The organism is Mycolicibacterium nivoides, from assembly GCF_003855255.1.
GTDB classification, from domain to species: domain Bacteria; phylum Actinomycetota; class Actinomycetes; order Mycobacteriales; family Mycobacteriaceae; genus Mycobacterium; species Mycobacterium nivoides.
Map to the genome: position 1 here is coordinate 4,297,936 of NZ_CP034072.1, position 23,539 is coordinate 4,321,474.

The 23,539-nt window shown below is 67.1% G+C and carries 23 protein-coding genes; 6 read left to right on the top strand and 17 right to left on the bottom strand.

Features of this window, described 5'->3' with window-relative positions; translation table 11 throughout:
* The first annotated feature begins 50 nt into the window (after nt 1–50).
* Nucleotides 51–833 (top strand): nitrilase-related carbon-nitrogen hydrolase, encoded by a 783-nt coding sequence (locus EH231_RS20865; protein WP_124713229.1) that lies wholly within the window; start codon nt 51–53, stop codon nt 831–833.
* A gap of 75 nt (nt 834–908) precedes the next feature.
* Here the strand turns inward: EH231_RS20865 and speB are convergent, their stop codons facing one another.
* From speB to EH231_RS20935, 14 genes are all read right to left on the bottom strand, one after another.
* Nucleotides 909–1,898 carry an agmatinase gene (gene speB / locus EH231_RS20870; protein WP_124713230.1) on the bottom strand — a complete coding sequence of 330 codons (990 nt, stop codon included), beginning with the start codon at nt 1,896–1,898 and terminating at the stop codon, nt 909–911.
* A 194-nt stretch (nt 1,899–2,092) separates the two neighbouring features.
* Nucleotides 2,093–3,691 (bottom strand): HNH endonuclease signature motif containing protein, encoded by a 1,599-nt coding sequence (locus EH231_RS20875; protein ID WP_124713231.1) that lies wholly within the window; start codon nt 3,689–3,691, stop codon nt 2,093–2,095.
* 59 nt (nt 3,692–3,750) lie between these two features.
* Nucleotides 3,751–4,866, bottom strand: coding sequence for an ergothioneine biosynthesis PLP-dependent enzyme EgtE (gene egtE / locus EH231_RS20880; protein WP_090430174.1), 1,116 nt, complete (start codon nt 4,864–4,866; stop codon nt 3,751–3,753).
* Nucleotides 4,863–5,828, bottom strand: coding sequence for an L-histidine N(alpha)-methyltransferase (gene egtD, locus EH231_RS20885; protein ID WP_124713232.1), 966 nt, complete (start codon nt 5,826–5,828; stop codon nt 4,863–4,865). Before egtD ends, egtE begins: the two co-directional genes overlap by 4 nt.
* Nucleotides 5,825–6,517 (bottom strand): ergothioneine biosynthesis protein EgtC, encoded by a 693-nt coding sequence (gene egtC / locus EH231_RS20890; RefSeq protein ID WP_090430170.1) that lies wholly within the window; start codon nt 6,515–6,517, stop codon nt 5,825–5,827. The genes egtD and egtC overlap by 4 nt, the downstream gene beginning before the upstream one ends.
* Nucleotides 6,517–7,791 carry an ergothioneine biosynthesis protein EgtB gene (egtB, locus tag EH231_RS20895; protein WP_124713233.1) on the bottom strand — a complete coding sequence of 425 codons (1,275 nt, stop codon included), beginning with the start codon at nt 7,789–7,791 and terminating at the stop codon, nt 6,517–6,519. The genes egtC and egtB overlap by 1 nt, the downstream gene beginning before the upstream one ends.
* Entirely contained in the window at nt 7,788–9,059 is a 1,272-nt protein-coding gene (gene egtA / locus EH231_RS20900) for an ergothioneine biosynthesis glutamate--cysteine ligase EgtA (RefSeq protein ID WP_124713234.1), read from the bottom strand. Before egtA ends, egtB begins: the two co-directional genes overlap by 4 nt.
* A gap of 77 nt (nt 9,060–9,136) precedes the next feature.
* Nucleotides 9,137–9,778 (bottom strand): sensor domain-containing protein, encoded by a 642-nt coding sequence (locus EH231_RS20905; protein ID WP_044522055.1) that lies wholly within the window; start codon nt 9,776–9,778, stop codon nt 9,137–9,139.
* Between the two features lie 17 nt (nt 9,779–9,795).
* The gene (locus tag EH231_RS20910) at nt 9,796–10,323 is read right to left on the bottom strand and encodes a hypothetical protein (protein ID WP_124713235.1); all 528 of its coding nucleotides are present in this window, start codon (nt 10,321–10,323) and stop codon (nt 9,796–9,798) included.
* Nucleotides 10,324–10,436: 113 nt separating this feature from the next.
* Nucleotides 10,437–10,874 (bottom strand): Fur family transcriptional regulator, encoded by a 438-nt coding sequence (locus EH231_RS20915; protein WP_124713236.1) that lies wholly within the window; start codon nt 10,872–10,874, stop codon nt 10,437–10,439.
* Between the two features lie 50 nt (nt 10,875–10,924).
* Nucleotides 10,925–11,371, bottom strand: a complete 447-nt coding sequence (locus EH231_RS20920) for a hypothetical protein (RefSeq protein ID WP_124713237.1) — start codon at nt 11,369–11,371, stop codon at nt 10,925–10,927.
* 72 nt (nt 11,372–11,443) lie between these two features.
* Complete coding sequence (locus tag EH231_RS20925) at nt 11,444–12,535, bottom strand: DUF4185 domain-containing protein (protein WP_205266123.1); 1,092 nt, start codon at nt 12,533–12,535, stop codon at nt 11,444–11,446.
* A gap of 40 nt (nt 12,536–12,575) precedes the next feature.
* Nucleotides 12,576–13,610, bottom strand: coding sequence for an aspartate-semialdehyde dehydrogenase (locus EH231_RS20930; RefSeq protein WP_124713239.1), 1,035 nt, complete (start codon nt 13,608–13,610; stop codon nt 12,576–12,578).
* Between the two features lies 1 nt (nt 13,611).
* Nucleotides 13,612–14,877: an aspartate kinase gene (locus tag EH231_RS20935; RefSeq protein WP_044521271.1), complete on the bottom strand. Its 1,266-nt coding sequence runs from the start codon at nt 14,875–14,877 to the stop codon at nt 13,612–13,614.
* An 87-nt stretch (nt 14,878–14,964) separates the two neighbouring features.
* On the opposite strand from EH231_RS20935, the gene EH231_RS20940 reads away from it, so the two are divergent.
* The 3 genes from EH231_RS20940 to EH231_RS20950 are packed head-to-tail and all read left to right on the top strand — an operon-like array spanning nt 14,965 to nt 17,920.
* A complete protein-coding gene (locus tag EH231_RS20940; protein ID WP_124713240.1) occupies nt 14,965–15,564 on the top strand; it encodes a nitroreductase family protein in 600 nt (199 codons plus the stop codon).
* Nucleotides 15,565–15,608: 44 nt separating this feature from the next.
* Nucleotides 15,609–16,553: a UTP--glucose-1-phosphate uridylyltransferase gene (locus tag EH231_RS20945; protein ID WP_090430149.1), complete on the top strand. Its 945-nt coding sequence runs from the start codon at nt 15,609–15,611 to the stop codon at nt 16,551–16,553.
* Entirely contained in the window at nt 16,550–17,920 is a 1,371-nt protein-coding gene (locus tag EH231_RS20950) for an alpha/beta hydrolase (protein ID WP_124713241.1), read from the top strand. Before EH231_RS20945 ends, EH231_RS20950 begins: the two co-directional genes overlap by 4 nt.
* Before the next feature lie 7 nt (nt 17,921–17,927).
* Here the strand turns inward: EH231_RS20950 and EH231_RS20955 are convergent, their stop codons facing one another.
* The 3 genes from EH231_RS20955 to EH231_RS20965 are packed head-to-tail and all read right to left on the bottom strand — an operon-like array spanning nt 17,928 to nt 20,646.
* A complete protein-coding gene (locus EH231_RS20955; protein ID WP_124713242.1) occupies nt 17,928–18,650 on the bottom strand; it encodes a GntR family transcriptional regulator in 723 nt (240 codons plus the stop codon).
* The gene (gene biuH, locus EH231_RS20960; RefSeq protein ID WP_124713243.1) at nt 18,647–19,336 is read right to left on the bottom strand and encodes a biuret amidohydrolase; all 690 of its coding nucleotides are present in this window, start codon (nt 19,334–19,336) and stop codon (nt 18,647–18,649) included. Before biuH ends, EH231_RS20955 begins: the two co-directional genes overlap by 4 nt.
* On the bottom strand, nt 19,333–20,646 hold the full coding sequence (locus EH231_RS20965) for a cytosine permease (RefSeq protein WP_124713244.1): 1,314 nt from the start codon (nt 20,644–20,646) through the stop codon (nt 19,333–19,335). Before EH231_RS20965 ends, biuH begins: the two co-directional genes overlap by 4 nt.
* 188 nt (nt 20,647–20,834) lie before the next feature.
* Here EH231_RS20965 and EH231_RS20970 point away from each other — a divergent pair, with 188 nt between their 5' ends.
* Together EH231_RS20970 and glnT are read left to right on the top strand one after the other, a co-directional pair.
* Nucleotides 20,835–22,094, top strand: a complete 1,260-nt coding sequence (locus tag EH231_RS20970; RefSeq protein WP_090430817.1) for an ammonium transporter — start codon at nt 20,835–20,837, stop codon at nt 22,092–22,094.
* 133 nt (nt 22,095–22,227) lie between these two features.
* A complete protein-coding gene (gene glnT / locus EH231_RS20975) occupies nt 22,228–23,532 on the top strand; it encodes a type III glutamate--ammonia ligase (protein ID WP_124713245.1) in 1,305 nt (434 codons plus the stop codon).
* Nucleotides 23,533–23,539 lie beyond the last annotated feature (7 nt).

The window sequence follows — 23,539 nt, forward strand, 5'->3', positions numbered from 1 at the left end:
GGTTCGGACGCTGCCCGCCGCGCCCGCGCCTGAGACATACTGGGAGTACTATGACGCCGCCAAACACTTTGCGCCTCACTGTGATCCAGGAGGCTCCCCGGGCAAGAGACCTCGAACGCAATATTTCGCGTGTCAGAGAGGACATAGCCGCGCGGAACGGCACGGACCTGGTCGTCTTCCCTGAGCTCTTCCTCTCGGGATACCAAACGACCGGCCTCGACGAGATCGCGCTGACACTTGACGATCCCCGGATCACCGGGCTCGCAGACTGCTGTCGCTCCACAGGCACAGCCCTGCTGACCGGATTCGTCGAACGAGGTCCAGGTGGCTATTTCGATGCCTACCTCGCCATCGACCGAGATGGCACGATCAAGAATTCGATTCGCAAAACGCACCTGTTCGGGACCGAACGCGAGGCATTCCTCAGCGGCGACGTGCTCGAACCGGTCACCCTCTGCGACACCAAGATTGGCGTCCTGAATTGCTTCGAGCTCGAGTTCCCCGAAGTGACGCGCACACTCGTCCTCCGCGGTGCGGCCCTGCTCGTCGCGGGATCGGCCAACATGCACCCCTACGAGCGCGATCATCTCATCGCCAGCAGCTCGCGCGTGCTGGAGAACCGCGTGCCGCTGGCATACGCGAACCGGGTCGGAAACGAGTCGGGGCACAGCTTCTGCGGATCAAGCCGGATCATCGACCGGGATGGCTCGGTGCGTGCCGCGCTCAACTCTGTTGAGACTGGCGACCTGACTGTCGATCTAGAGGTCGGTTTGCGCGGCGAAGGAGCGCTTGACATGCTCGGCCAGCGCCGCCCTGAGCTCTACGAATACTAGTAACAACCAACGCGAACACCCACATGTGTGCGGGTTCGGGCCCGATCTGCCCGAACCCGCACACGTTTACGCGAGTCAGCCGACATGTACCGGGGTGCGGGGTGACCCCGCGTGGAATGCGAGCGCCTCTAGCGCGACACGCGCGGCGATCAGCTGAGTCCGGGTCGAATGGTCGTGCGCCGGAAGTGCTTCCGCGACGTCGACGCCGATCAACCCTGCCGGCGAGATGCCCCGAATTATCTCCAGCGCCTCCCGCATGGTCATTCCGCCCGGCGTCGGAGCACAGGTTCCCGGCGCGTAGGCGGCGTCGAGCGAATCGACGTCGAACGTCAGGTAGAACCCATCCTCACCGACCCGTTCGAGAATCTGGTCGACAACCCAAGCAGCGCCGTGCTCCCAGATATCCTCCAGCCAGATCACCCGGATGCCGTGGTCCCGGCAGTACTTCAACTCCGTCTTCGGGTTCATCCATCCGCTGATGCCGACGAGCACGATCTTCGACGGGTCGTAGCCGTTGTCGACCGCGCGGGTAATGGTGCAGCAATGATTCAGCTCCTCACCCCCAACATGCGGCGCGGCGTCGAGGTGGGTGTCGAACTGCACCCATCCCGGACTCGTTCCGGGTCGCTTCGCAGCTTTGCCGACCGGAATGCTCACCGAATGGTCACCGCCGAAGACCACTGGAATCGCTCCGCCCGCGACGATCTCAGCGATATCAGCTTCTACCCGCTCGAAGGTCTTCACCGTGTTGCCGAGGGCGACTTTGCAGTCACCACCGTCGGCGAGCCGGAGCTTCGCGAACAGGTCGAAGTCGTAGGTGGCCTGGAAGTTCGTGAACTGCACCGAAGTCTCCCGGATCGCGCGAGGGCCGTAGTTCGCGCCACTCCGGCTGATCGTCGTCGCATCGAACGGAAATCCGTAAACGACCGCTTTCGTTCCCGACGCCCTGATCACATCGCGGTCGAGTTCGATGTTCGGCACACCCATGAAGGTTCCGCCATGGCCACCATGCAGGAGCCCGCTCCACATCGTCTCGTCGAATGAGCCGGCAGTCACGTCAGTCATGGTTTCCTCACTTTTCATCACGCGAGCAGACGCCCGCACGTCCATTGGCAAACCGTCTCCGACCTCCATCGCCCACCGGGCAACGTGTGCCGAAACGATTCGGCACGACCGTAGCATTCGACTCCTGCGACGTCTAGGGAACGCTCCGCCCCCAGCATCGAGCCGCACAGGGCAGACACAGTTCGCCGTTCAGTTCAGAACGGTGGATCCTCCGGGCCCGGCGGCGGTGGTGGAGGCGGTGCCCAGTCCGGGCGCAGTTCCTCGGGTTCGAATGGGTCGTTGATCCAGGTGCAGTACGGACTGGTGCTGGGCTCATCGCCTTTGAAGAATTTCAGGGTGGCCCGCATGCGGTTGCGGTTGCGACGCCGCTCCAATTCCCGCCGGCGGGCCGCTTCGGTGCGGCGGTAGGCCTTGTTGACCGGACGGAGTCGCCGGTTCTTGGCGCGGACCTGTTCGATACGCGCTGCGCGAGTGACGGTCCGCGGCCGCTGCGGGCTGGGTTGGCCGCACGGCGCGAGGCTGAAGCTGTTGAACAGATCCGCTCCGCCCGGCGTGGTCCGATATGTCCTGCCGCTCGGCGACGTCCACACCACCGTGCCGTCCGGGTACTGCTCATCGCTCCACCCGCCAAAAGTCTTGAGCCGGTGATGGAAACGGCAGAGGCATTTCAAGTTCGACGGGACTGTCAGCGCGCCGCGGGCCGGATCGTGGTGATCGAACGGCACCGTGTGATCGATGTCGCAGGACTCGGCCGGGTGCTCACATCCAGGGAACCGACACGTCAGGTCGCGGCAACGGACCCAGCGCTGGACCGACACCGTCGGCTGATAACGCAGCGCGGCCGCAGCATCCACGTCCGGCTCGGTCACCAACCTCGTTGTGGCGTCGGCAGCGAGCTCCCGAACCTGCTCGGCGTCGACCACCCCGAAACCACACACGTACCCAGCCGTCGCGCCGGTTCCGAGGACGGTGTCACGTTCGGCGATCACGTTGACCACCACCTGGACCGGCTCTGACGGCTTGGCGGTTTCTGAAGATTCGGCCGTCGAACGGACCGGACACTCGGCGCGGCCACATTCACATGACAGCTCTCGCCATTCGGCCATGGCCTCCACCGCATCGGAGCGCAGCTGATCGGTGCTGCGCGGATCTTTCGAGCACACGCGGGCCGCCATCTCCGAAAGGCGGGTATCGAAGGTCAACCCGGCACGAGTAGTGACGATGCCGTCGATCTTCGCGGTGCCATCTCCACGCGCGCGCACCTTGACCCGGCGACGCTTGGTCGCATGTTCACGTTCACAGATCGCGGCTGGGTCCAGGGTGCGCACCTTGGCATCCACGGTGGTGGTGATGCGCCCGTCGGACCAGCACTGCCACCCGGTGATGCGTTGCGCCAGCTCCTCGTCGATCTGCTCCATCACCGTCGGCGACACGAACCGGGTGCGCGCGATCACGATTTCGACAGTGCGCCAATCGGTCTCGCCGTCGCTCAATAGCGCTGCCAGTCTGGGCAGCCGGTCGCGCAATGCCTCGGCCTGCTCGACGAGCCGGCTGGCGGCGCCCGAGGTCAGGTTCAACGCCGCCCCCACCTCGGCGCTCGCGCGGGCGAACCCGGTGAGGATCATGTAGTTCGGGTGCACGCCCTCGACATTCAGTTCAGCGGTCCGCTGCGCCAACAAATCCGCCACCGCCGCCATCCGAGTCGCGATCAACCGCGCCTCCGCGCGCGCACTATCGCCCAGCGCATCCACGAGCCGACCCGGTGCCACCGGATCGAACTCGATATCGAACATGTGTTCGAGTGTAGTCGGTGCCACCGACAATTGGTCGAAAACGTAGGAGCTTGGCCCGGCTACGGCACGTCGTGCAACACCGAGGCGAACTGTTCCAGGTCTTCGGCAGTCGTGTCGACATGCGGTGAAACCCGCAGCACCGGCTTGGCCATCTCGAACGGAGCCCGCGCGAGTTCGCATGCGGTGGTGACGATTCCGCGCTCGGCGATCAGCCAGGCCCGCACCGCAACCGGATCGGCGCCATCGGTCGGTTCGAGCGTGGTGATCGCGGTGGGTTCACCGACGGCCTCTACCACCCGCCAGCCGGGCACCCCGGCCAAGACCTCCCGGGCCACGCCGCCCACCTCGGCAAGCCGACCCCGAACGCTATCCGGTCCGGCAGCCAGGTGTTCACCGAGAGCAACGGAGTATCCGACGCGGGTCGCGGCATTGTGCTCACCGTGCTCGAAGCTCTGCAACACCGTCACCGGCACGTCCCACGACGCCGGCGGCAGCCGACGTTGCAGCCGCCCAACAAGTTCCGCCCGCACGGCCAGGAAACCGACCCCACGCGGCCCGGCCAGCCATTTGCGCGACGACGAGTAGATCGCGTCGGCGCCGACGTTGCAATCCAGATGCCCGAATGCCTGCGCGGCGTCCACCACGATCGGGACCCCGGCCTCGCGGCACACCGCGACCATCTCGGCCAAGGGCTGGGCCACCCCGCGGTGGCTGGCCAGCGCCGTGAAATGCACCAGTGCCGGCGGGTCGGAGGCCAGCACGCGGGCCGCCTCGTCGATCACGACCCGGCCTTCCCCGTCAACGGGTAGAGCGCGCACCTGAAAACCATTGGCGGCCATGACCGCCAGGTTCGGTCCGAACTCGCCGGGCAGGCAGGCCAGCGTGCGCTCCCCCGCCCAGCTGCCGAGCAGCAGGTCCAACGAGTGGTTGGAGCCCGACGTGTAGACCACTTCGGCGGCATCGAGTCCGGTCAGTGCCGCGACCGCGGCCCGGCCCGCCGCGAGCACAGGCGCTGCCGCCTCCGCGGCCACGTAACCGCCGACTTCGGCCTCATGCCGGGCATGTGCGGCGACGGCATCGATCACGGCGAGGCTCTGCCGTGAGCAGGCGCCGCTGTCGAGGTGCAGCCCGGCGACTTTGGGGCGGGCGTCAGCCCACTGCTGCGCGAGGCTCATTTCACCGCCAGCGACAGGCCGAAGTCACCGGCTTCGTCAGTCCACCAATGGGTCTGCCGGAGACCGGCTTTCGCCAGTTCGTCGGCCACCCCGTCGGCCCGGAACTTGCAGGACACCTCGGTCAGCATCTCCTCACCGGCACCGAAGGCAACGTCGAGCCCCAGATCGGCGATCCTGACCTGCTGCGGCGCGTCCGCCTTCAGCCACATCTCGATCCGCTCCTCGTCGGCATTCCATTTCGCCACATGCTCGAAGGCGTCGAGGTCGAAATCGGCGTCGAGCTCACGGTTCACCACCGACAGCACATTGCGGTTGAACGCCGCGGTGACGCCGGCACTGTCGTCGTACGCGCGGACCAACCGGTCGGTGTCCTTGACCAGGTCGGTGCCCAGCAGCACGCTGTCGCCGGGCTGCAGGGTCTCGGCCAGGGACGTCAGGAAATCCGCTCGCGGACCGGGTGTCAGATTGCCGATCGTCGAACCGAGGAACGCGACCAGGCGGCGCCCCACCGACGGGATCTTGCCCAGGTGTTCTTCGAAATCACCACATACCGCGTCGATTTCGATGCCGGGATACTCCTGGCCGATGGCATCTCCGGCAGCCCGCAGCACACTGGCGTCGACGTCGAACGGGATGAACCGGCGCAACTGCCCGCCGTCGCGCATCGCGTCCAGCAGCATCCTGGTCTTCTCGGAAGTGCCGCTACCCAGCTCGACGAGGGTGTCGGCACCGGCGGCCTCGGTGATCTCCGGCGAGCGGTCCCGCAGGATCTGGGCCTCGGTGCGCGTCGGGTAGTACTCGGGCAGCCGGGTGATCTGGTCGAACAGATCGCTGCCAACCGAATCGTAGAACCACTTGGGCGGCAGCATCTTCGGCGACTGGGTCAGCCCTTCGCGCACATCGCGACGAAGCGCGGTGGCAGCGGAGTCGGCCGCCAGATAGTTGGACAGGGTGAGCGTCATACCGAACCTTTCAGTGGGGTGAGCTCGACATGCGAGTCAGAGACGTGCACCAGATGGCGGTCCGGGATGTCGGACCAGCCGGGATCGTCGTCGTAGGGTTCACTGGCGAGCACGACGCCATCCGGCAGCCGCAGCATCGACAAGGTGTCGCCCCAGGTGGTGGCGACCATACGAGAACCGTTGGCAGCCAGGATGTTCAGCCGGGCATTCGGATCCAGCGCGCCGACTTCGGCAATCGTCTGCCCCAGCGCGTCCAGACCCCGCTGGAAGATCAGCGCGGCCAGCACCGCACTGTCCACGACGGATTCGGCTGCTCCGGTCAACGGCAGCACCGCCCGGTCGACCACCCCGTTGTGCGACAGCAGCCACTGACCGTCGGTGAAAGGCGCCGAGGCCGAGGGTTCGATCGGCATGCCGATGGTCGCCGAGCGCACAGCCGCGACCACGCAGCCGCTGCTCAACGCCGGCGCGACCGACGCGAACGAGGCGTCGCCCCACAGCGGCTTGTCGCTGCGCCACCGCCGGGGCACGCCCTCATCGAAAAACCCTGCACCCCAACCATCGGCATTCATCAGCCCGTGCTTCTGGCGACGCGGCGCATACGACTGAACCAACAGGCCCTGCGGCGGGTCCAGCACCAGTGAGGCCACCGATCGCGGTGCACCCAGCCATCCGATATGCCGGCACATCAGACGTCCCAGGCCAGCCGCACGCCGGAGAAGATCTGGCGCCGGATCGGATGGTCCCAGTTGCGGAAGCTCGGCCGCAGGATGTCGGCGGACACGGCCCACGATCCGCCGCGCAGGATCCGGTAGTCGCCGTCGAAGAAGGGCTCGGTGTAGCGGTCGTACACCATGGGCGTGAAGCCGGGCCACGGCCGCAGCGGGGACGTGGTCCATTCCCAGACGTCACCCAGCATCTGCTCGACGCCGTAGGCCGATGCACCGGCCGGATACGCCCCTACCGGGGCGGGCCGGCGCGCGTCGCCACCGAGGTTGGCCAGCGCCTCGGTCGGTTCGGATGTGCCCCAGGGGTATCGGCGTCGGCTCCCGGCCACCGGGTCCCAGGCGCAGGCCTTCTCCCATTCGATTTCGGTGGGCAGCCGGGCTCCGGCCCAGGCGGCATACGCCTCGGCCTCGAAGAACGTGACGTGCTGGACCGGTTCGTCGGCCGGGATCGTCTCGATATGGCCGAACCGGGTGCGGGTGCCGTCGTGCCCCCAGAACTCGGGTGCCGTCAGCCCCGCCTCCTGACGATGCGCCCAACCGGGCTCGGACCACCAACGCTGCTGGTGATAGCCGCCGTCGTCGATGAACTCGCGCCACTCGGCATTGGTGACCGGCACCCGTCCGATAGCGAAAGGAGGCAGCTCGACGGTATGCGGCGGACGCTCGTTGTCCAGTGAGTGCGGTTCGGTGAGTTCGTCGACCCCGAGCACGAACGGGCCACCCGGGATCAGCACGGAAGTGCCTGCCACTCCGGCACGACCGGCCGGCAGTGCGCTGCCTGCGTCGAACAACGGCGGACCGGCCCGCAGGTTCAGAGCCTGCAGCATGGTCTCGTCGTGCTGATTCTCGTGGCTGATCACCAACCCGAAGTTGAACCCGGAGTCGTCGGCGTCAAGCGAGTCGAGGGCATCGAGGGCGCGGGACCGCACCGTCGCGCAGTACGCGCGCGCATCGGTGGGCGGCAGCAGAGGAAGGTCGACGCGGCTGGCCCGTGAGTGCACGAAGGCGTCGTAGAGCCGGTCCACGTCCGGGGAAAGCATGCCCGGGCGGTCCGGATTGCCGCCGCGCAGCAGCCACAGCTCCTCCTGCTGGCCGATGTGGGCGAGATCCCAGACCAGCGGGCTCATCAACGGGCTGTACTGGCGATGCAGTTCGGCATCGTCGAAGTCGACCAGACGCAGGGTGCGTTCCCGCGCCCTGGTGAGCTGCTGTGCCAGCGTCTCGCGTGTGGTCAAAGCTCGCCCTTCACCAGTTGGCTCATCGCAGAAGCGATTCCGTGAGTCACCACCTGGTCGGCGAAATCGTCGGCCGGGCAGCGTCCCTCCTGGACCGAACGCGTCAACTGCGCCATCGATTCCGTCAACTCCGCCGGGGCCCGCTCCGCCACGGCCGAGACGCATGCGACGGCCGCTTCCTGCAGGCGACGATCGGCCAGCCCGATCCGGGCGGCCCGGTCCCAAGCGGTGGCCACCGGCGCGGTCGCCTCGGTGGCGATGGCGGCGGCCCCCGGATCATCCAGGAGAGTCGTCGTCATAAACACCACGGCAGGCCACAGGGCGTCCGGAACGCTGTCGAGATAGCGGATCTCCAGCCAGCGCCGCGGCCGCACCGGCGGGAACAGTGTGGTCAGGTGGTACTCGAGATCGGCTTCGGTGGGGCGGCGTCCGCCGAGTACCGCGCGTCCGTCGGCCCAGTCGGCGAACGGGACCCAGTTGGTCACCGGAACAGCATCCGGGGTGTTGACCAGCATCACCGGCGCCCGCAGCGCATAGCGCGCCCAGTCACTGGCCGGATCATCGCCGTCGGCGCCCAGGATCGGGCCGCAGCGCGCGGAATCCAGCTGCCCCCACACCCGCTGCCGTGAGGACTGCCAGCCGGTGAACTGTCCGCCGAGCATCGGCGAATTCGCGGTGATGGCGATCATCGTCGGGCCGAGCGCGTGGGCCAGCCGTACCCGCTGCGCCCAGCCGTCCCGCGGGCCGGCGTCGAGATTGACCTGAACCGAGGCGGTCGACGTCATCATGGCTGCGCCGGGTTCGGCTGATCCGCTGGCCGCGAAGAACTGCTCCATGGCCTGATAGCGCGGGCCCGGGTTGATCCGTTGGGTGGGCCGGACCGGATCGGCGCCCAGCAGCACCAGCCCCAGACCGCGGCGTTCGAACTCAGCGCGCAGCACGGCCCGATCAGCGAGTAGTGCGGCGATCGCGGCCGAGGGGCCGTCGGCCGGCGGCCCGGACAGTTCGACCGCGCCCCCGGGCTCGACGGTGATGCGGCTGCCACCGGGCAGCGCGGGCACCGAGGCGATGGCCTCGGAGAGTTCATCCCAGCCCGGGCGCCGCAGCGGATCGTCGAGATCGAAACAGTGCGCCTCGATCTCCAGACCGACCTGCCCGACCGGCCCGTCATCCAGGCAGTGCGCTCCGATGAAGGCCGCGGCGTGTTCGGCGCTGGTGAACTCGACGGGAGTCAGACGGGCCGCATCAGCCCTGACGGGTACTGCCATGGCAACCACCCCTCCCGGTCCTCACCGGATTCAAACGGCTCGGTTCTGTTCCATCATCCAGATCTGACCGACACGTTCTACTGCCCCAGCGTGTTCTGCATGGCGCCGGCCAGCACGTTGACCGCGGGGCCTGCGTTGCCGGACTGGCACACCTTGGCTTGTAGCAGTACGTTTTCCCGTTTGCGGGTGGTGTTGAAACAGCGGCGGTCCGTGCCGGCCTCCTGCTTCACCCAATCCGCGTCGGTGGCGCTCGCCGGGCCGCCGGTGAACGTCCACACCTGGGTCACGAAGTTGTCCAGGTGCATCGCGGTGGTCTGGCCCGAGCAGCCGTTGGTGCGGTCCACCACCCGGTGGAAGGCCCGGTCGGCGGCCTCCGGCGTCGCGAACACCCCGATCGCCTGCTTGACGTAATGGTTGTCGTCACCGGCCGACGTCTGGGTGGTGGCGCCGTTGAACGAGGCGAGGTCCGGGTCGTTGAACACCTCGGGCAGGCCGATGTCGGCCCAGTTGTTGCACACCGGGTTCTCCACCGAGAAGGCCTGGAACGGGACGGTGAACTGGGACTCCCACGTCATCGGCGCACCGATGATGTTGCCCACCGAGCCTTTGGGCATGACGGCGTAGGACACGACACCAGGATCCGAGGGACGCGCACCAGCAGGTGCAGCCAATGCCAGCGCGAGACCGGCCAGCCCGAAACCGACAGTCAGGGCACGCATGGCCTCGATCATGCCAGTTAGTGAACCGTCCGCGTGCAATAGGTTCGCGCCGGCGACGGGTAAGGCCAGGCGTAGTGCCCGGTTTCGGCGGGGCAGGCCGACCCGTCCCGTACGTCCAGCCGTTGGGTCACCTGAACCATCACGCCCGGGCCGCGTTCAGTGCGCGCGGTGCAGTCGGTCAGCTCCACCATGCCCGCGGGCATGCCGAGTTCGTAGCAGTGATTGGCGACCAGATTGGGAACCAGGCACAGGCGCGCGGTCGACGGATCGGCGAGTTCGGCGGGCAGGTGCTGGTATTCGGAGCTCGGGCAGTTCCCGGCACCGTCGGCGATGGCCCCGACGGTGTAGCTCGGGTCGACGTTGCAGGACACCTTGCCGGCGCGGGTCACTTCGGGGGCAGCGGGTGTGGTGGCCGGGACGCTCACACAATCGCCTACGGCGAAGACCATGGCCGCGCCGCGCTCGGGTTCGGCCCCCGCGCCGCAGCCGGCGGCCAGCAGCGGCACTGCGATCAGTGCCGCGGCCAGGAGCCGATTGCGCGTCATGGTTAGCGAGAATCTCACGATTCCCCGGACCCCACCCAGTGCTTGGGTGAAAAGACAGGCGCCCCGGCCACCAAGGGGAAGTGGCCGGGGCGTCCGTTGGGCTGCAGAGTGGTCTAGTTGGGTGCGGGCGTCTGGCAATCCGCGCAGACTCCCCAGAACACGACCTCGGCTTCGTCAACCGCGAATCCGGCCAGTTCAGAGGGCTCCAGGCACGGGGTCTGCCCGACCGCGCAATCGACGTCGGCAACCGCACCGCACACCCGGCAGACCAGGTGGTGGTGGTTGTCGCCGGCGCGGGTCTCGTAGCGCGCCGAGGAGCCGGCCGGTTCGATACGACGGACCAGGCCCGCATTGACGCAGGCCCGCAGGACGTCGTAAACCGCCTGGGTCGACACCGAGCCGAGGTTTTCGCGGGCCAGACCGGCCACATCGTCTGCAGTCGAATGCGGATGGTCGGCCAGCGCCTGGAGAACCGCGACCCGCGGTGCGGTCACACGCAGCCCGGCAGCCCGCAACAGGGCTTTGGGGTCGTGGTCATGCACCGTGGTCACGGCTCCAGTATGCGCGCTCTTTGGAGTCAGTCCAAAAAAGCGGACTGTGATTATGGTCGCGCAGGCTGTGCGGGTGTCGGCGGCGTCTCAGGACGTTCCGGTCCGCTGCCCGGACCGCCGGGGCCACCGGGTCCCCAACCGGGACCACCCGGGCCGAATGAGCCGGGACCACCGGGACCCCACGGCGGCATCATGCCGTGGGGTCCCATCCGCCCCGGCCCGCCGTCCGGTCCACCGCGATGGAACATCATCATGCCGCCGCGGTCGTGGCCGCCGCGGTGGTGGCCGTCGCCGCCACCGGAATGCGCACCGAGGAAGAACCCGGTGCCGAAGACCACGGCGACGATGAAGACGGTGCCGGCCGCGATACCCACCCAGGCGAGCGCCTGCAGCAGACGACTCGGCTTGTTCTCGGCAGGCGGGGCGGTAACGGGCGGTGCTGCTGGCGCGGCTACCGGCTCCGTCGCGGGGTCGGACGTGGGAGGTGTTTCAGTCATGACACGAGCATGCGAGGGCTGGTGAGGTGCTGATCAAGAATTGGCTGTGAATCAGCTTTGAAAGACCCGGGACTATTGCTCCCATGGCTTGATCGGGTTCACCGCGTATTGGATCACGCGGTACGGTGTGCCACCGCGGGCCATGGTGTTCCACTGGCTGATGAAAACCCGGACCTGATCCAGCGTCGATCCCGGCGAGATGTAGCCGCCGTAGGGCTGGGCCAACTGGTTGACCTCCGGCGGGGGCAACGAGTCGACCGGGTCGGGCCAGGCACTCGCGAACACCACCGTGGTCACGGGTGCCGTACCGAGACCGGTGGGGTCGTAGGCGACGCGCATCTCCATGTTTCCGTTGGTGGCGTTGAAGTACGACAGCACCGGCTTGCCGTCGATCTGCCGGATGCTCATCTCCCCCGTACGGTCGGCGAACAACGGCGTCGGCGGCTTGCCCCATCCACCCGACGACGACCAGCCCTGCCAGCCGGCCCGGTCGGTGAAGGTCTTCGGGTTCGCCCGGTACAGGAACGGCGGGCTGCTGCGGTCGAAATTGTTGGCCAGGATGTAGACCCACCCACTCGGTGAATCCGGTGCCGGGACCGGGTCGTAGTAGCCCGTGATCTGCGACTGGGCACCACCCTGGTACTTGGCGTCGCGCACCGAGCCGGGCACCGTCGGCCAATTCGGCCGGGCCGCATCGGCTTTCACCAACCGGGAACTGTACGGCTTGAGGTTGTAGGTGGTGGTCACCATCATGTAGTTCTCACGGTTGATCGCCACCACACCGGCCGGCAACTGGGAGCCCCCCGGCGGCGTCGGGTCGGCCAGCAAGGGCTTGTCCACCCCGGTGACACCCCGGTAGCGCACACCGCCCGCGTCCTCGATCGAGTCGGCATCGACGTGCAGGGCCACCGGCGAGTGCCAGCCGCCGAAGCCCACGGCCTGCCCCGCGAAGCTGTCACCACAGACCTGGAGCACCCGGCTGGGAAACTCCATGAACTCACAGAGGTCCGTCGCGCCGATGCCGTAATCAGCTGTGGGCGTACCGGTTCCGGCACTCGGCCCGATTCGCAACACCTGACCGGGGGCCAGTGGAGGCACCACCGGATCACCGAAGCCCGGATTGGCCCGGGCGAAAGGGGCCTGCCACACCGCCGCAGCAAGCATCGCGACAAGGGCGAACCTGCGGGCCGGGTTCACCCGCGGATCAGAGCTCGGCGGCCAGCAGTTCGGCGATTTGAATCGTGTTCAGCGCGGCACCTTTTCGCAGGTTGTCGCCGGACACGAACAGAGCGAGACCACGTCCGTCGGGCACACCCGGATCCTGGCGGATCCGGCCGACGAGGGACTCGTCGACGCCGGCGGCGGCCAGTGGGGTCGGCACGTCGACCAGTTTCACGCCCGCGGCACCAGCCAGCAGTTCCTTCGCCCGCTCAACCGAAAGCGGCTGGGCGAACTCGGCATTGATCGACAGCGAGTGCCCGGTGAACACCGGAACGCGAACACAGGTGCCCGAGACGAGAAGGTCCGGGATACCGAGGATCTTGCGGCTCTCGTTGCGCAGCTTCTGGTCCTCGTCGGTCTCACCGGAGCCGTCGTCGACCAGTGAGCCGGCCAGCGGGATCACGTTGAAGGCGATGGGCGCAACGTATTTCACCGGCGCCGGGAACGTCAGGGCCGAGCCGTCGTGCACCAGCTGCTCGGCCCCGTCGACCACCGCGCGCGTCTGCGATGCGAGCTCCTCGACACCGGCCAGGCCGCTGCCCGACACCGCCTGGTAGCTCGACACGACCAAGCGGGTCAGCCCGGCTTCCTCGTGCAGCGGCTTGAGCACCGGCATGGCGGCCATGGTGGTGCAGTTCGGGTTGGCGATGATGCCCTTGGGGCGAACTCCGCCGTCGCGCTTGAAGTTGACCTCACTGACGACGAGAGGTACGTCCGGGTCCTTGCGCCAGGCCGACGAGTTGTCGACGACGACCGCGCCTGCCGCGGCAAACCGCGGGGCCTGCACGCGTGACATCGTCGCACCGGCGGAGAACAACGCGATGTCCAGACCGGACGGATCCGCTGTCTGGCTGTTCTCGACCTCGATCTCCTGGCCGCGGAACGTCAGCTTCTTGCCTTCGGACCGCGCCGAGGCGAAGAACCGGACCGAGCTGGCCGGGAAGTTCCGCTGTTCCAGCAGGGTGCGCATGACCTGGCCGACCTGGCCGGTCGCACCGACTACACCGATCGAGACCATCTCAGCGCCCCGTTCCGCCGTAGACGACGGCCTCGTCTTCGCCGCCGAGGTCGAACGCCTCGTGCAGCGCGCGGACCGCCGTGTCCAACTCGGTGTCCTTGACCAGAACCGAGATCCGGATCTCGGAGGTGGAGATCAGGTCGATGTTGACGCCGACCTCGGCCAGCGCCTCGCAGAACTTGGCGGTGACGCCGGGATGGCTGCGCATACCCGCACCGACCAGGGACACCTTGCCGATGTGGTCGTCGTAGAGCACCTGGCTGAACCCGATCTCATCCTTGAGCGCGGTCAGCTTCTCCACGGCCGTCGGGCCGTTGTCCATCGGACAGGTGAAGGTGATGTCGGTCTTGCCGTCCTCGACCTTCGAGATGTTCTGCAACACCATGTCGATGTTCACGTCGGCGTCGGCGACCGCGCGGAACACCTGGGCGGCGTAACCCGGCACGTCGGGCAGACCGACGACGGTGACCTTGGCCTCCCCGCGGTCGTGGGCTACTCCGGTCAGAAGGGCGTCTTCCATGGGGATGTCCTCGATCGATCCTTTGACGATGGTGCCGGGCTTGTCCGTGTACGACGAACGAACGTGAATCGGCACGTTGTAACGGCGGGCGTATTCGACGCAGCGCAGCATCAGCACCTTGGCGCCGCACGCGGCCATCTCGAGCATCTCCTCGAAGGAGACGGTGTCGAGGTGGCGGGCGTTGGGCACGATGCGCGGGTCGGCGGTGAAGATGCCGTCGACGTCGGTGTAGATCTCGCAGACGTCAGCCTTGAGCGCGGCGGCCAGGGCGACGGCGGTGGTGTCCGAGCCGCCGCGGCCCATCGTGGTGACGTCCTTGCTGTCCTGGCTGACGCCCTGGAACCCGGCGACCAGCACGATGACGCCCTCGTCCAGCGCATCGCGCAGGCGACCAGGGGTGACGTCGATGATCTTGGCGTTGCCGTGGGTACCGGTGGTGACGATGCCGGCCTGCGAGCCGGTGAACGAGCGGGCCTGTGCACCCAGGGACTCGATGGCCATCGCGACCAGGGCGTTGGAGATGCGCTCACCGGCGGTCAGCAGCATGTCCATCTCGCGCGCAGGCGGGGCCGGGGAAACCTGACGGGCCAGGTCAAGCAGGTCGTCGGTGGTATCGCCCATCGCCGAGACCACGACGACGACGTCGTTGCCGGCCTTCTTCGTCTCGACGATGCGCTCGGCCACCCGACGGATCCGATCGGCATCCGATACCGAGGATCCGCCGTACTTCTGTACGACGAGCGCCACTATCTAACCCTTCGAGCTTCGGGAATGAGTCCCAAACAGGATAAGGGAGACGCGCACGCGATTTTTTCCGCCGGTAGCTTGGCTGACGTGCCTGACACGCCGAGCGGTCGGCTGGCCGCCACCACTGTGCCGATCCATCCCGATCTCGCGGCCCGCTGGAGCCCCCGGGCGTTCGATCCCGATGCCGCCATTACCGCTGACCAGGTCACCGCGCTGCTGGAGGCGGCGCGCTGGGCCGCCAGTTGGGGTCACCGGCAGCCGGTGCGGTTTGTCGTGGGCCGGCGAGGGGATGAGACCTTCGTTACATTGGCCGGCCTTCTCAAACGCGGCAACAGCTACGCGCATGCGGCCTCCGCGCTGATCCTGGTGTGTGCCGACCAGGGAGAAGATGAGAGGACGGCCTTGTACTCGGCGGTCGACGCCGGAGCGGCGATCGCGCAGCTGACCGTCGAGGCGGTGTCCCGCGGGTTGATCGTCCATCCGATGGCGGGCTTCGACGTCGACGGTGCCCGGGCAGCGTTCGAGATTCCCGACGGCGTGCGGCCGTTGGCCGTCGTCGGCATCGGCACGCTCGGCGACTACGCGCACGTCGACGAGGCCATCGCCGAACGCGACGGCCGGCCCCGCGAGCGGTTACCCCTGGAGCAGATTGCCTTCGGTGGGCGCTGGGGAATTCCGCTCGGCTGACAGGCGCACCGGCTAGTTTTGGTGAAGCACCGGGAGAGGAACACATGGCACGACAGGCCATCCGCAAAGCCGTCATCCCCGCCGCCGGGATCGGTTCGCGCCTCCTGCCGCTGACCAAGGCCATCCCCAAGGAAATGCTGCCGGTAGGCGACAAGCCTGTCATCGAACACACGGTGCGCGAGCTGGTCAATTCTGGGATCACGGACATCACGATCGTGGTTTCCGGCGGAAAGAACTTGATAGAGGAGCATTTTCGGCCGAACACGACGCTAGTCGATCAGCTTCGCGCGGACGGCAAGGACGCTTACGCCGACGCGGTCGAGGAGGTCGGCGAGCTCTCCGCGCGTGGCCACATCACCTACCTCCATCAGCACGGTCCGTACGGCAACGGCACTCCGGTGCTCAATGCCTCGCGCTCGTTCGGTGACGAGCCGGTCCTGGTGCTGTGGCCCGACGACGTCTTCGTCGCCGAGGTGCCGCGCGCCCAACAACTGATCCGGGCCTACGAACAGACATCGTCCCCGGTGCTGGCGTTGATGCCGATGGCTCCTGAGAACTCCCGCCGGTACGGCGTGCCGATCATCGACGAGGATCTGGACGGCGGGCTGCTGCGGATCACGGGAATCGTCGAGAAGCCACAACCCCACGAGGCGCGCTCCGAGTACGCCGCGATCGGTGGCTATGTCGTAACACCGGGCATCATCGACGAGCTTCGCGAGCAGACAAAGCGCTGGTACACCCAAACCCAGCCCGGCGAGATCTACCTGACCGACGCGATCAATGCCCATGCCAGGGACCATGCCGTCTACGGACAGGTGATCCAGGGGCACTGGTATGACACCGGCAATCCGGCCGACTATCTGGTCGCACAGTTCGCCTTCGCGTTGGCCCATCCCGAATATGGCCCCGCGCTACGACAGTTGGCCGACCAGCCAGACCTGCTGCTGCACAAGCTTTCACGGGAGATCGGAGAGGGCCCACCCACATGAACTTGTCCCTGACCGGCGGTCTGATCCCGATAACGCTGCAACTGCTGGCATTGATCGCCGTCGTGGTCGCGATCGGCCGCGGCCGGTCTCGGGAGTGGATGAGGCGCTGGCTGCTCGCCGCAGTGCTCGTCGGCGTCGGCCTGGCGGCGGCCGCACGACTGTTCGTCCGGGAACAGGGCTGGTCTGCCGACGCCATCTCGTTCGGCACGATCTTCTGGACGGCGATGTTCGGATTCGCCGTCACGGTTCTCATCGGCGGCTGGCATGGCACTGCGTGGTGGCGCCGGTTGGTATCCGTGCTGTCCGCGGTGTTGATGGTGGTGTGCGGTCTTGCCGCGCTCAACACCGCGACCGGCTACTTCCCCACGGTTCGGGCTGCCTGGCTACGGCTGACCCACACCGAGCCGGAGCAGTGGATCGATGAATCCCAGCTCGCCGCGCTTCAGCAGTCCGGTGAGATACCGACGCGCGGCACGGTGGTGCGGGTCAACATTCCTGCCGACGCATCGGGTTTCGAGCACCGGACCGAGGTGGTCTACCTTCCGCCGGCCTGGTTCGCCAGCACCCCGCCGCCGCAACTCCCCGCGGTCATCTTGATGGGCGGCGAGTTCAACCACCCCAACGACTGGCTGCAATCGACAGGTGCCCTGCAGACGCTCGACGACTTCGCCGCACTGCATCACGGCAATGCGCCGGTCATCGTGTTCCCCGACATCGCAGGCAAGTTCAGCAATGACACCGAATGCGTCGACGGCACCCGCGGCAACGCGGCCTCCCACCTGACCAAAGACCTGGTGCCCTACCTGATTTCACGTTTCGGGGTCAGCCCGAAAGCAGAGAACTGGGGACTGGCCGGGTGGTCTTCGGGTGCGACGTGCGCCCTGAACACCGCCGTTCGCAATCCCGAGATGTTCAGCGCCTTCGTCTGGCTGGACGGCACCCTCGGCCCCAATGCGGGCACCAAAGACCAGACCATCGCACGACTTTTCGGTGGCGACCAGGCGGCCTGGGAAGCATTCGACCCCAAGACCGTGATCACCCGGCACGGCCCGTACGACACCATGGCGGCGTGGCTCGGCGTCGGTGAAAGCACACCGACCGTCCACCGTGACCCCACTACCACTCCGCCATCCGAGGAGGCGATCGCCGGGTGGGACACGTTCTCCGAGGAGCATGCCTCCAACGCCAACAAGTTGTGCGCCCTGCTGAGCGGTTACAACGTCGAATGCTCCGTGGTGGGCTACAAGGGCGGGCACGATTTCCAGGCGGCCAGTACGGCATTCGATGCAGCGCTGCCCTGGCTGGCCTGGCGCCTCGGCACCCCTAATGTGCGGGAACGAGCCCTGCCCGGATCGGACGGGAACTAGCCGACCGCTACTTCCAGAGTGCCTCCAGCGAGGTGACGGACTGGCCGAGCGCTCGGGCGCTCAGCGCTCGCAGTGCACGCCGCTCCACCACGTCGAAACTCGCACCGACATGCTCATGCAAGGCGGTGCGGCCGGCGTCGAGCTGATCATCGAGCAGGAGGTCGACGATCTGGAGGTGCTCGCCGATGGTGGCGATCACCCGTTCCTCGGTGACGAAGTCGTACATCCGGATCAGCCGGATCCGCCGGTTGAGGTTGTCGAGCGTGGCCACCATCGCCTTGTTCCCGGATGCCGCACACAACTCGAGGTGGAATGACTCGTCGCGCAGCACCATGTCACCGTCCGGTGGGGGCGGGCTGGCCTTCAGGTCCAGCCACTCCGCGCGCAATGCCGAGAGCCGGTCCTTGTCGTAGTGCAGCTCATCGGTTTCCAGGATCCGGGTGATGCCGCGCAGTTCGATTGTGATGCGCAACTCGTAGAGGTCGCGGACGCCCGGGATATCCAGCGCGACCGGGTAGTACCCGTCGGGCCTGCGTTCGAGCATGCCGTCGGCGTGCAGCCGGACCAGCGCCTCTCTCAGCGGGGTCCGGCTGACGTTGAGCGTCTCGCACAGCTGGGACTCGACCAGCCGGGTGCGATGGTCGATCTCGCCGACCATGAGCAACTTGCCGAGGTCGAGGTAGACGCGGTCGCGCAGGGAGACCGGTTCCTCCACTTGAGTCGTGGTCATTGCAGTTCCTTGAGCGCGGCCACCACATCGGAGCTGGCGGCATGCGCCCCGAACACCCCGCCCTGCATGGTGATCATGTTCAGCGCCGCGACGTGGTTGGCATAGTCGGTGGCGCCGGTGGCGTCGGAGACGACGAGGCATTCGTATCCGCGGTCGTTGGCGTCACGCATGGTGGTGTGCACGCAGACGTCGGTGGTGATCCCGGTGAAGATGATGTGCGTGATGCCACGGCTGCGCAGCACCAGGTCCAGATCCGTCGCGTAGAAACTTCCCTTGCCCGGCTTGTCGATGACGGGTTCGCCTGGCAGAGCAGCCATCTCGGGTACCAACTGCCAGCCCGGCTCGCCCTGGGTGAGGATCCGTCCGCACGGGCCGGCCGAGCCGATCTCGGCACCGATCTGGGCCGAGCGCCAGCGCTTGTTGGCCGGCAGGTCCGACAGGTCGGGCCGGTGGCCCTCACGGGTGTGGACGATGAACAGTCCGGCGGCGCGGGCCGCGGCGAGCACCTCCTGCGCGGGGCCGAGCGGGGTACGCACCAGGGACAGGTCGTAGCCCATGGTGTCGACGTATCCGCCCTCGCCGCAGAAGTCGACCTGCCAGTCGATGTTGATCAACGCCGTTCGCCCGGTGGGGATATCCCCGTCGTAGGGCCACACATAGGGGTTGGCGGCAATGGTGACGGTCATGCGGTCTCTCCCACGAGAACCGGTTGCTCGGTGCGCACCGGCAGGTACGCCAGAGCGGTGAAGGCCAGGCCGCCGACGACCATCGCCACTACCGCATCGGACAGCTGGGGCGCGTAGTAGTGCGTCAGCAGCGCTCCCCCGGCCCCGATCGCCCACGCGGCGAACGGCTTCCAGTAGAGCCCGGCGGTCGATGACGTGCGCCTGGCGGAGAACACCAGCTGGTCGAGGATGAGAACGATGCCGATCGGGGGCACCAGTACCCCGAGGATGTTCAGCCAGGTTGCGAAGTACGACCAGATCCCGGCCACCGCGGCGACGGTTCCGACGATGCCGAGCACGATCGTCAACTGGCGCATGGTCTTTCCGGTGATGTTGCCGAATCCGACGGCACCGTTGTACAGGCAGTGCGCACACACGCTGCCCAGGTTGACGAAGACGAACACGATCGCCAGCGGCACCAGGACTCCCCCGGCGCTGACCAGGACATGCAGGAAGTCGCCGCCTGCGGTGTCGGCCGCGGCGGCGGCGCCGAGTGCGACCACGAGCGCGCCGACCAGCTGAGCGATGAAGTAGGCGACCGGGAATGCGGCGAACGCCGCCAGCGCACCTTCCCTGCCGTTGCGGGCCCACCGCGTGAAATCGGCAGTCATGGTGCCCGAGTCGGCGAAGCACGCGAAGACCATCGTCACGGCGACACCGAAACTGAACGCACTCGCCCCGGCTCCGCCGCCGTAGGACAGGGCCGAGCCGATTCCGTCATCGGCCGCCGCCAACACCACGGCGACCACACCGAGCGGGATGAACAGGACCGAAGCCACCACCCCGATCCACGAGATCGCCCAGATCCCGACGAAGGTCAGCGCCACGAACAGCACCCCGGCCAGCAGCGTGATCCACGGTGCGCTCCACCCCATGGACAGGTTGAGCGTCGAGCCCACCATGCCGGTCTGGAACGCGAACCAGCCGATCACCAGCGCGGACAGGAATGCCGACACGATGCGAAAACCTTTGGCTCCGAAGGTGTCCGCCGCGGTGAGCGCGAAGTTCTTGCCGGAGCGCCCGGCCAGGTAGCTCAGCGTGCCCACATAACCCATCAGGATGAGGTCACCGACGAGGATCGCCGCCATTCCGGCGACGAAGCCGAGGTTGTAGACGACGATGCCGGCGAACACCGCCGACGTCATGATCATCGGGAATCCGACCCACACCGCCGACACCGCGAACAGCGATTTACGGGCGGACGCCGGGACAGGCTGGTTCTCGTACTCCTCACCAAGCGCCGAATGATGTTCGGCGTGCGCTGTATCCATGGCTGTATACGGTGCGGTATACGGATTTCCCGAGCGTTTCTGTCGATGAACGTTCCGTAACGGGGTCCTCACCGCCGTGCGGCGCCGAGGTTTACGTCACCGCAACACAACGAGCCGGTCCACGTAACAGAAACGTCGTCAACTCCCAGTGATCGGCCCGTCCGGGCCGCCACCCCCAGGAGATGTTGATGGATACAGGAACCACGGCATTCATGCTGTGTTGCATCATCGGCCTCACGCTGATGATCCCGGGCCTCGCCCTGTTCTACGGCGGCATGGTCTCGGTCAAGAGCTCGACGAACATGATGATGATGACGTTCGGCGCGGTCGCCCTGGTGGGCGTGCTGTGGGTGCTGTTCGGCTTCTCGATGGCGTTCGGGACGTCCTACGGCGACCTCGGACTGCTCGGCAGCATCACCGAGTTCGCAGGCATGAAGAATCTGGTCGAGCCGATGACGTCCGTCAATGGCCTACCAGTCAGCCTATTCTCCCTTTTCCAAGCGCTTTTCGCGGCCATCACCGTGGCACTGATCTCCGGCGCGGTCGCCGACCGGATGAAGTTCGGCGCCTGGATGATCTTCGCCGGCGTCTGGGCCGTTCTGGTGTACTTCCCGGTCGCACACTGGGTATTCGCCTTTGACGGGACGTTCTCGGAGGACTCCGTCGGTGGCTGGATCGCCAACAAGCTGCACGCGGTCGACTTCGCCGGTGGCACCGCGGTGCACATCAACGCCGGCGCCGCCGCTCTGGCGCTGGCCATCGTGCTGGGCAAGTCCGCACTGTTCGGCCAGCTGCGCAAACCGCACAACGTCCCGCTGACCCTGTTGGGCGCGGGAATGCTGTGGGCCGGCTGGTACGCGTTCAACGGCGGATCCGCCCTGGCCGCAGGCAATTCCGCGGCGATCGTCATGGTCACCACGTTTGTCGCCACCTGTGCCGCCACCCTGGCCTGGATCGCGGTCGAGAAGCTCAAGACCGGCCACGTCACCGGTGTGGGCGCGGCGTCGGGTGCCATTGCCGGCCTGGTCGCCATCACCCCGGCCTGCGGCGCCGTCACCCCCGTCGGCGCCATCGCCCTGGGCGCCATCGCCGGCGCGGTCTGCGTGCTCGCCGTCGGCCTCAAGGAGAAGCTCGGCTACGACGATTCCCTCGACGTGGTGGGCGTCCACCTGGTCGGCGGTGTGATCGGCACGCTGCTGATCGGCCTGCTGGCCTCCGAGGCCATGCCCAGCAAGGTCAGCGGCCTGTTCTACGGCGGGGGCCTGGACCAGCTGTGGAAGCAGGCGATCGCCGCGGGCGCGGTGGCCGTCTACTCGTTCGCGGTCGCCTTCGCCATCGCCTACGTCCTCAAGAAGACGATGGGTATCCGCATCTCTTCTGATGAGGAGGAGAAGGGGATCGACACCAAGTTCCACCGGGATTCGGCCTACGAGCTCGAATTCGCCTGACAGTCAGTCTGATTCCCCGGCCCGGCTGCCGTGGACCGCTCTCACGGCAGCCGGTGACCGGGGTTTCCTCGGCTTGCTGAAGTTTCCTACCGTGATACCCTGATTCATAACAAGAGACGAAAGTGCTGGTGCTATGCCCTCCGATCTCGCCGCCCTCGCCGAACAATCCGGCACCAAATTCATCCTCGCGCTGTTCGTCGACCTGCGCGGGAAGCCTTGCGCCAAACTGGTTCCCGTCGAATCGGTCGAGCTACTGGCCACCGAGGGCGTCGGGTTCGCCGGCTACGCCGTCGGCGCCATGGGCCAGGAGCCCAAAGACCCCGACCTGATCGCCATCCCCGATCCGGCTTCGTTCACTCCGATACCGTTCATCAAAGAGGGCCTGGCCCTGGTGCACTGCGACCCCCACGTCGGGGGCGCGCCGTGGCCGTACGCGCCGCGGGTCATCCTCAGGGGTCTGATCCAGCGCGCCGCCGACGCCGGATTCGAACCCTGGGTAGGCGCCGAGGTCGAGTACTTCCTGCTACGCCGCGGCGCCGACGGCACCCTGGCCACCGCCGACGCGGCGGACACGGCCGCCCAACCCTGTTACGACGCCCGCGGTGTCACCCGGATGTATGACCACCTCACCGCGATCTCCACCGCGATGAACTCACTCGGCTGGTCCAACTACGCCAACGACCACGAGGACGGCAACGGGCAGTTCGAGCAGAACTTCGAGTTCTCCGACGCACTGACCACCGCCGACCGGGTGATCACCCTGCGCTACCTGCTGTCGATGATCGCCGCCGAACGGGACATGGTGGCCACCTTCATGCCCAAGCCGTTCTCCGACCGCACCGGCAGCGGCCTGCACCTGCACCTGTCCTTGACCAGCGCCGGGACGCCGGTCTTCCCGGCCGACGCCGACGATCGGGGCCTGGGCCTGTCCGAGACGGCGTACGCGTTCATCGGCGGCATCCTCGACCACGCCTGCGCGCTGCAGTCCGTCGTCGCGCCAACCGTCAACTCCTACAAGCGAACCGGTGCCACCTCGACCGCATCGGGCGCCTCGTGGGCCCCTCGCAAGCCCAGCTACGGCGGCAACGACCGCACCCACTACATCCGGGTGCCGGACAGTCAACGCGTCGAGTTGCGCGGCGGCGACGGCTCGGCCAATCCGTATCTCGCGATCGCCGCGGCTCTGGGCGCCGGCCTCGACGGTGTCAAACGCAGCCTCGACCCGGGAGCCGTGGGCGCCCAGGGACCGGCGGCCCTGCCGCCCACGCTCCTGCACGCGATCGAATGCCTGGAGACCGATCCGATCGTCACGGGCGTGCTCGACGTCGCGGGCGACGGCGTCGCCTCCTACTTCGCCGACGTCAAACGCGAGGAATTCTTCGCCTACCACGGCACCGTCACGCCGTGGGAAATCGACCAATACCTGACGGCTTTCTGAGAGGAGA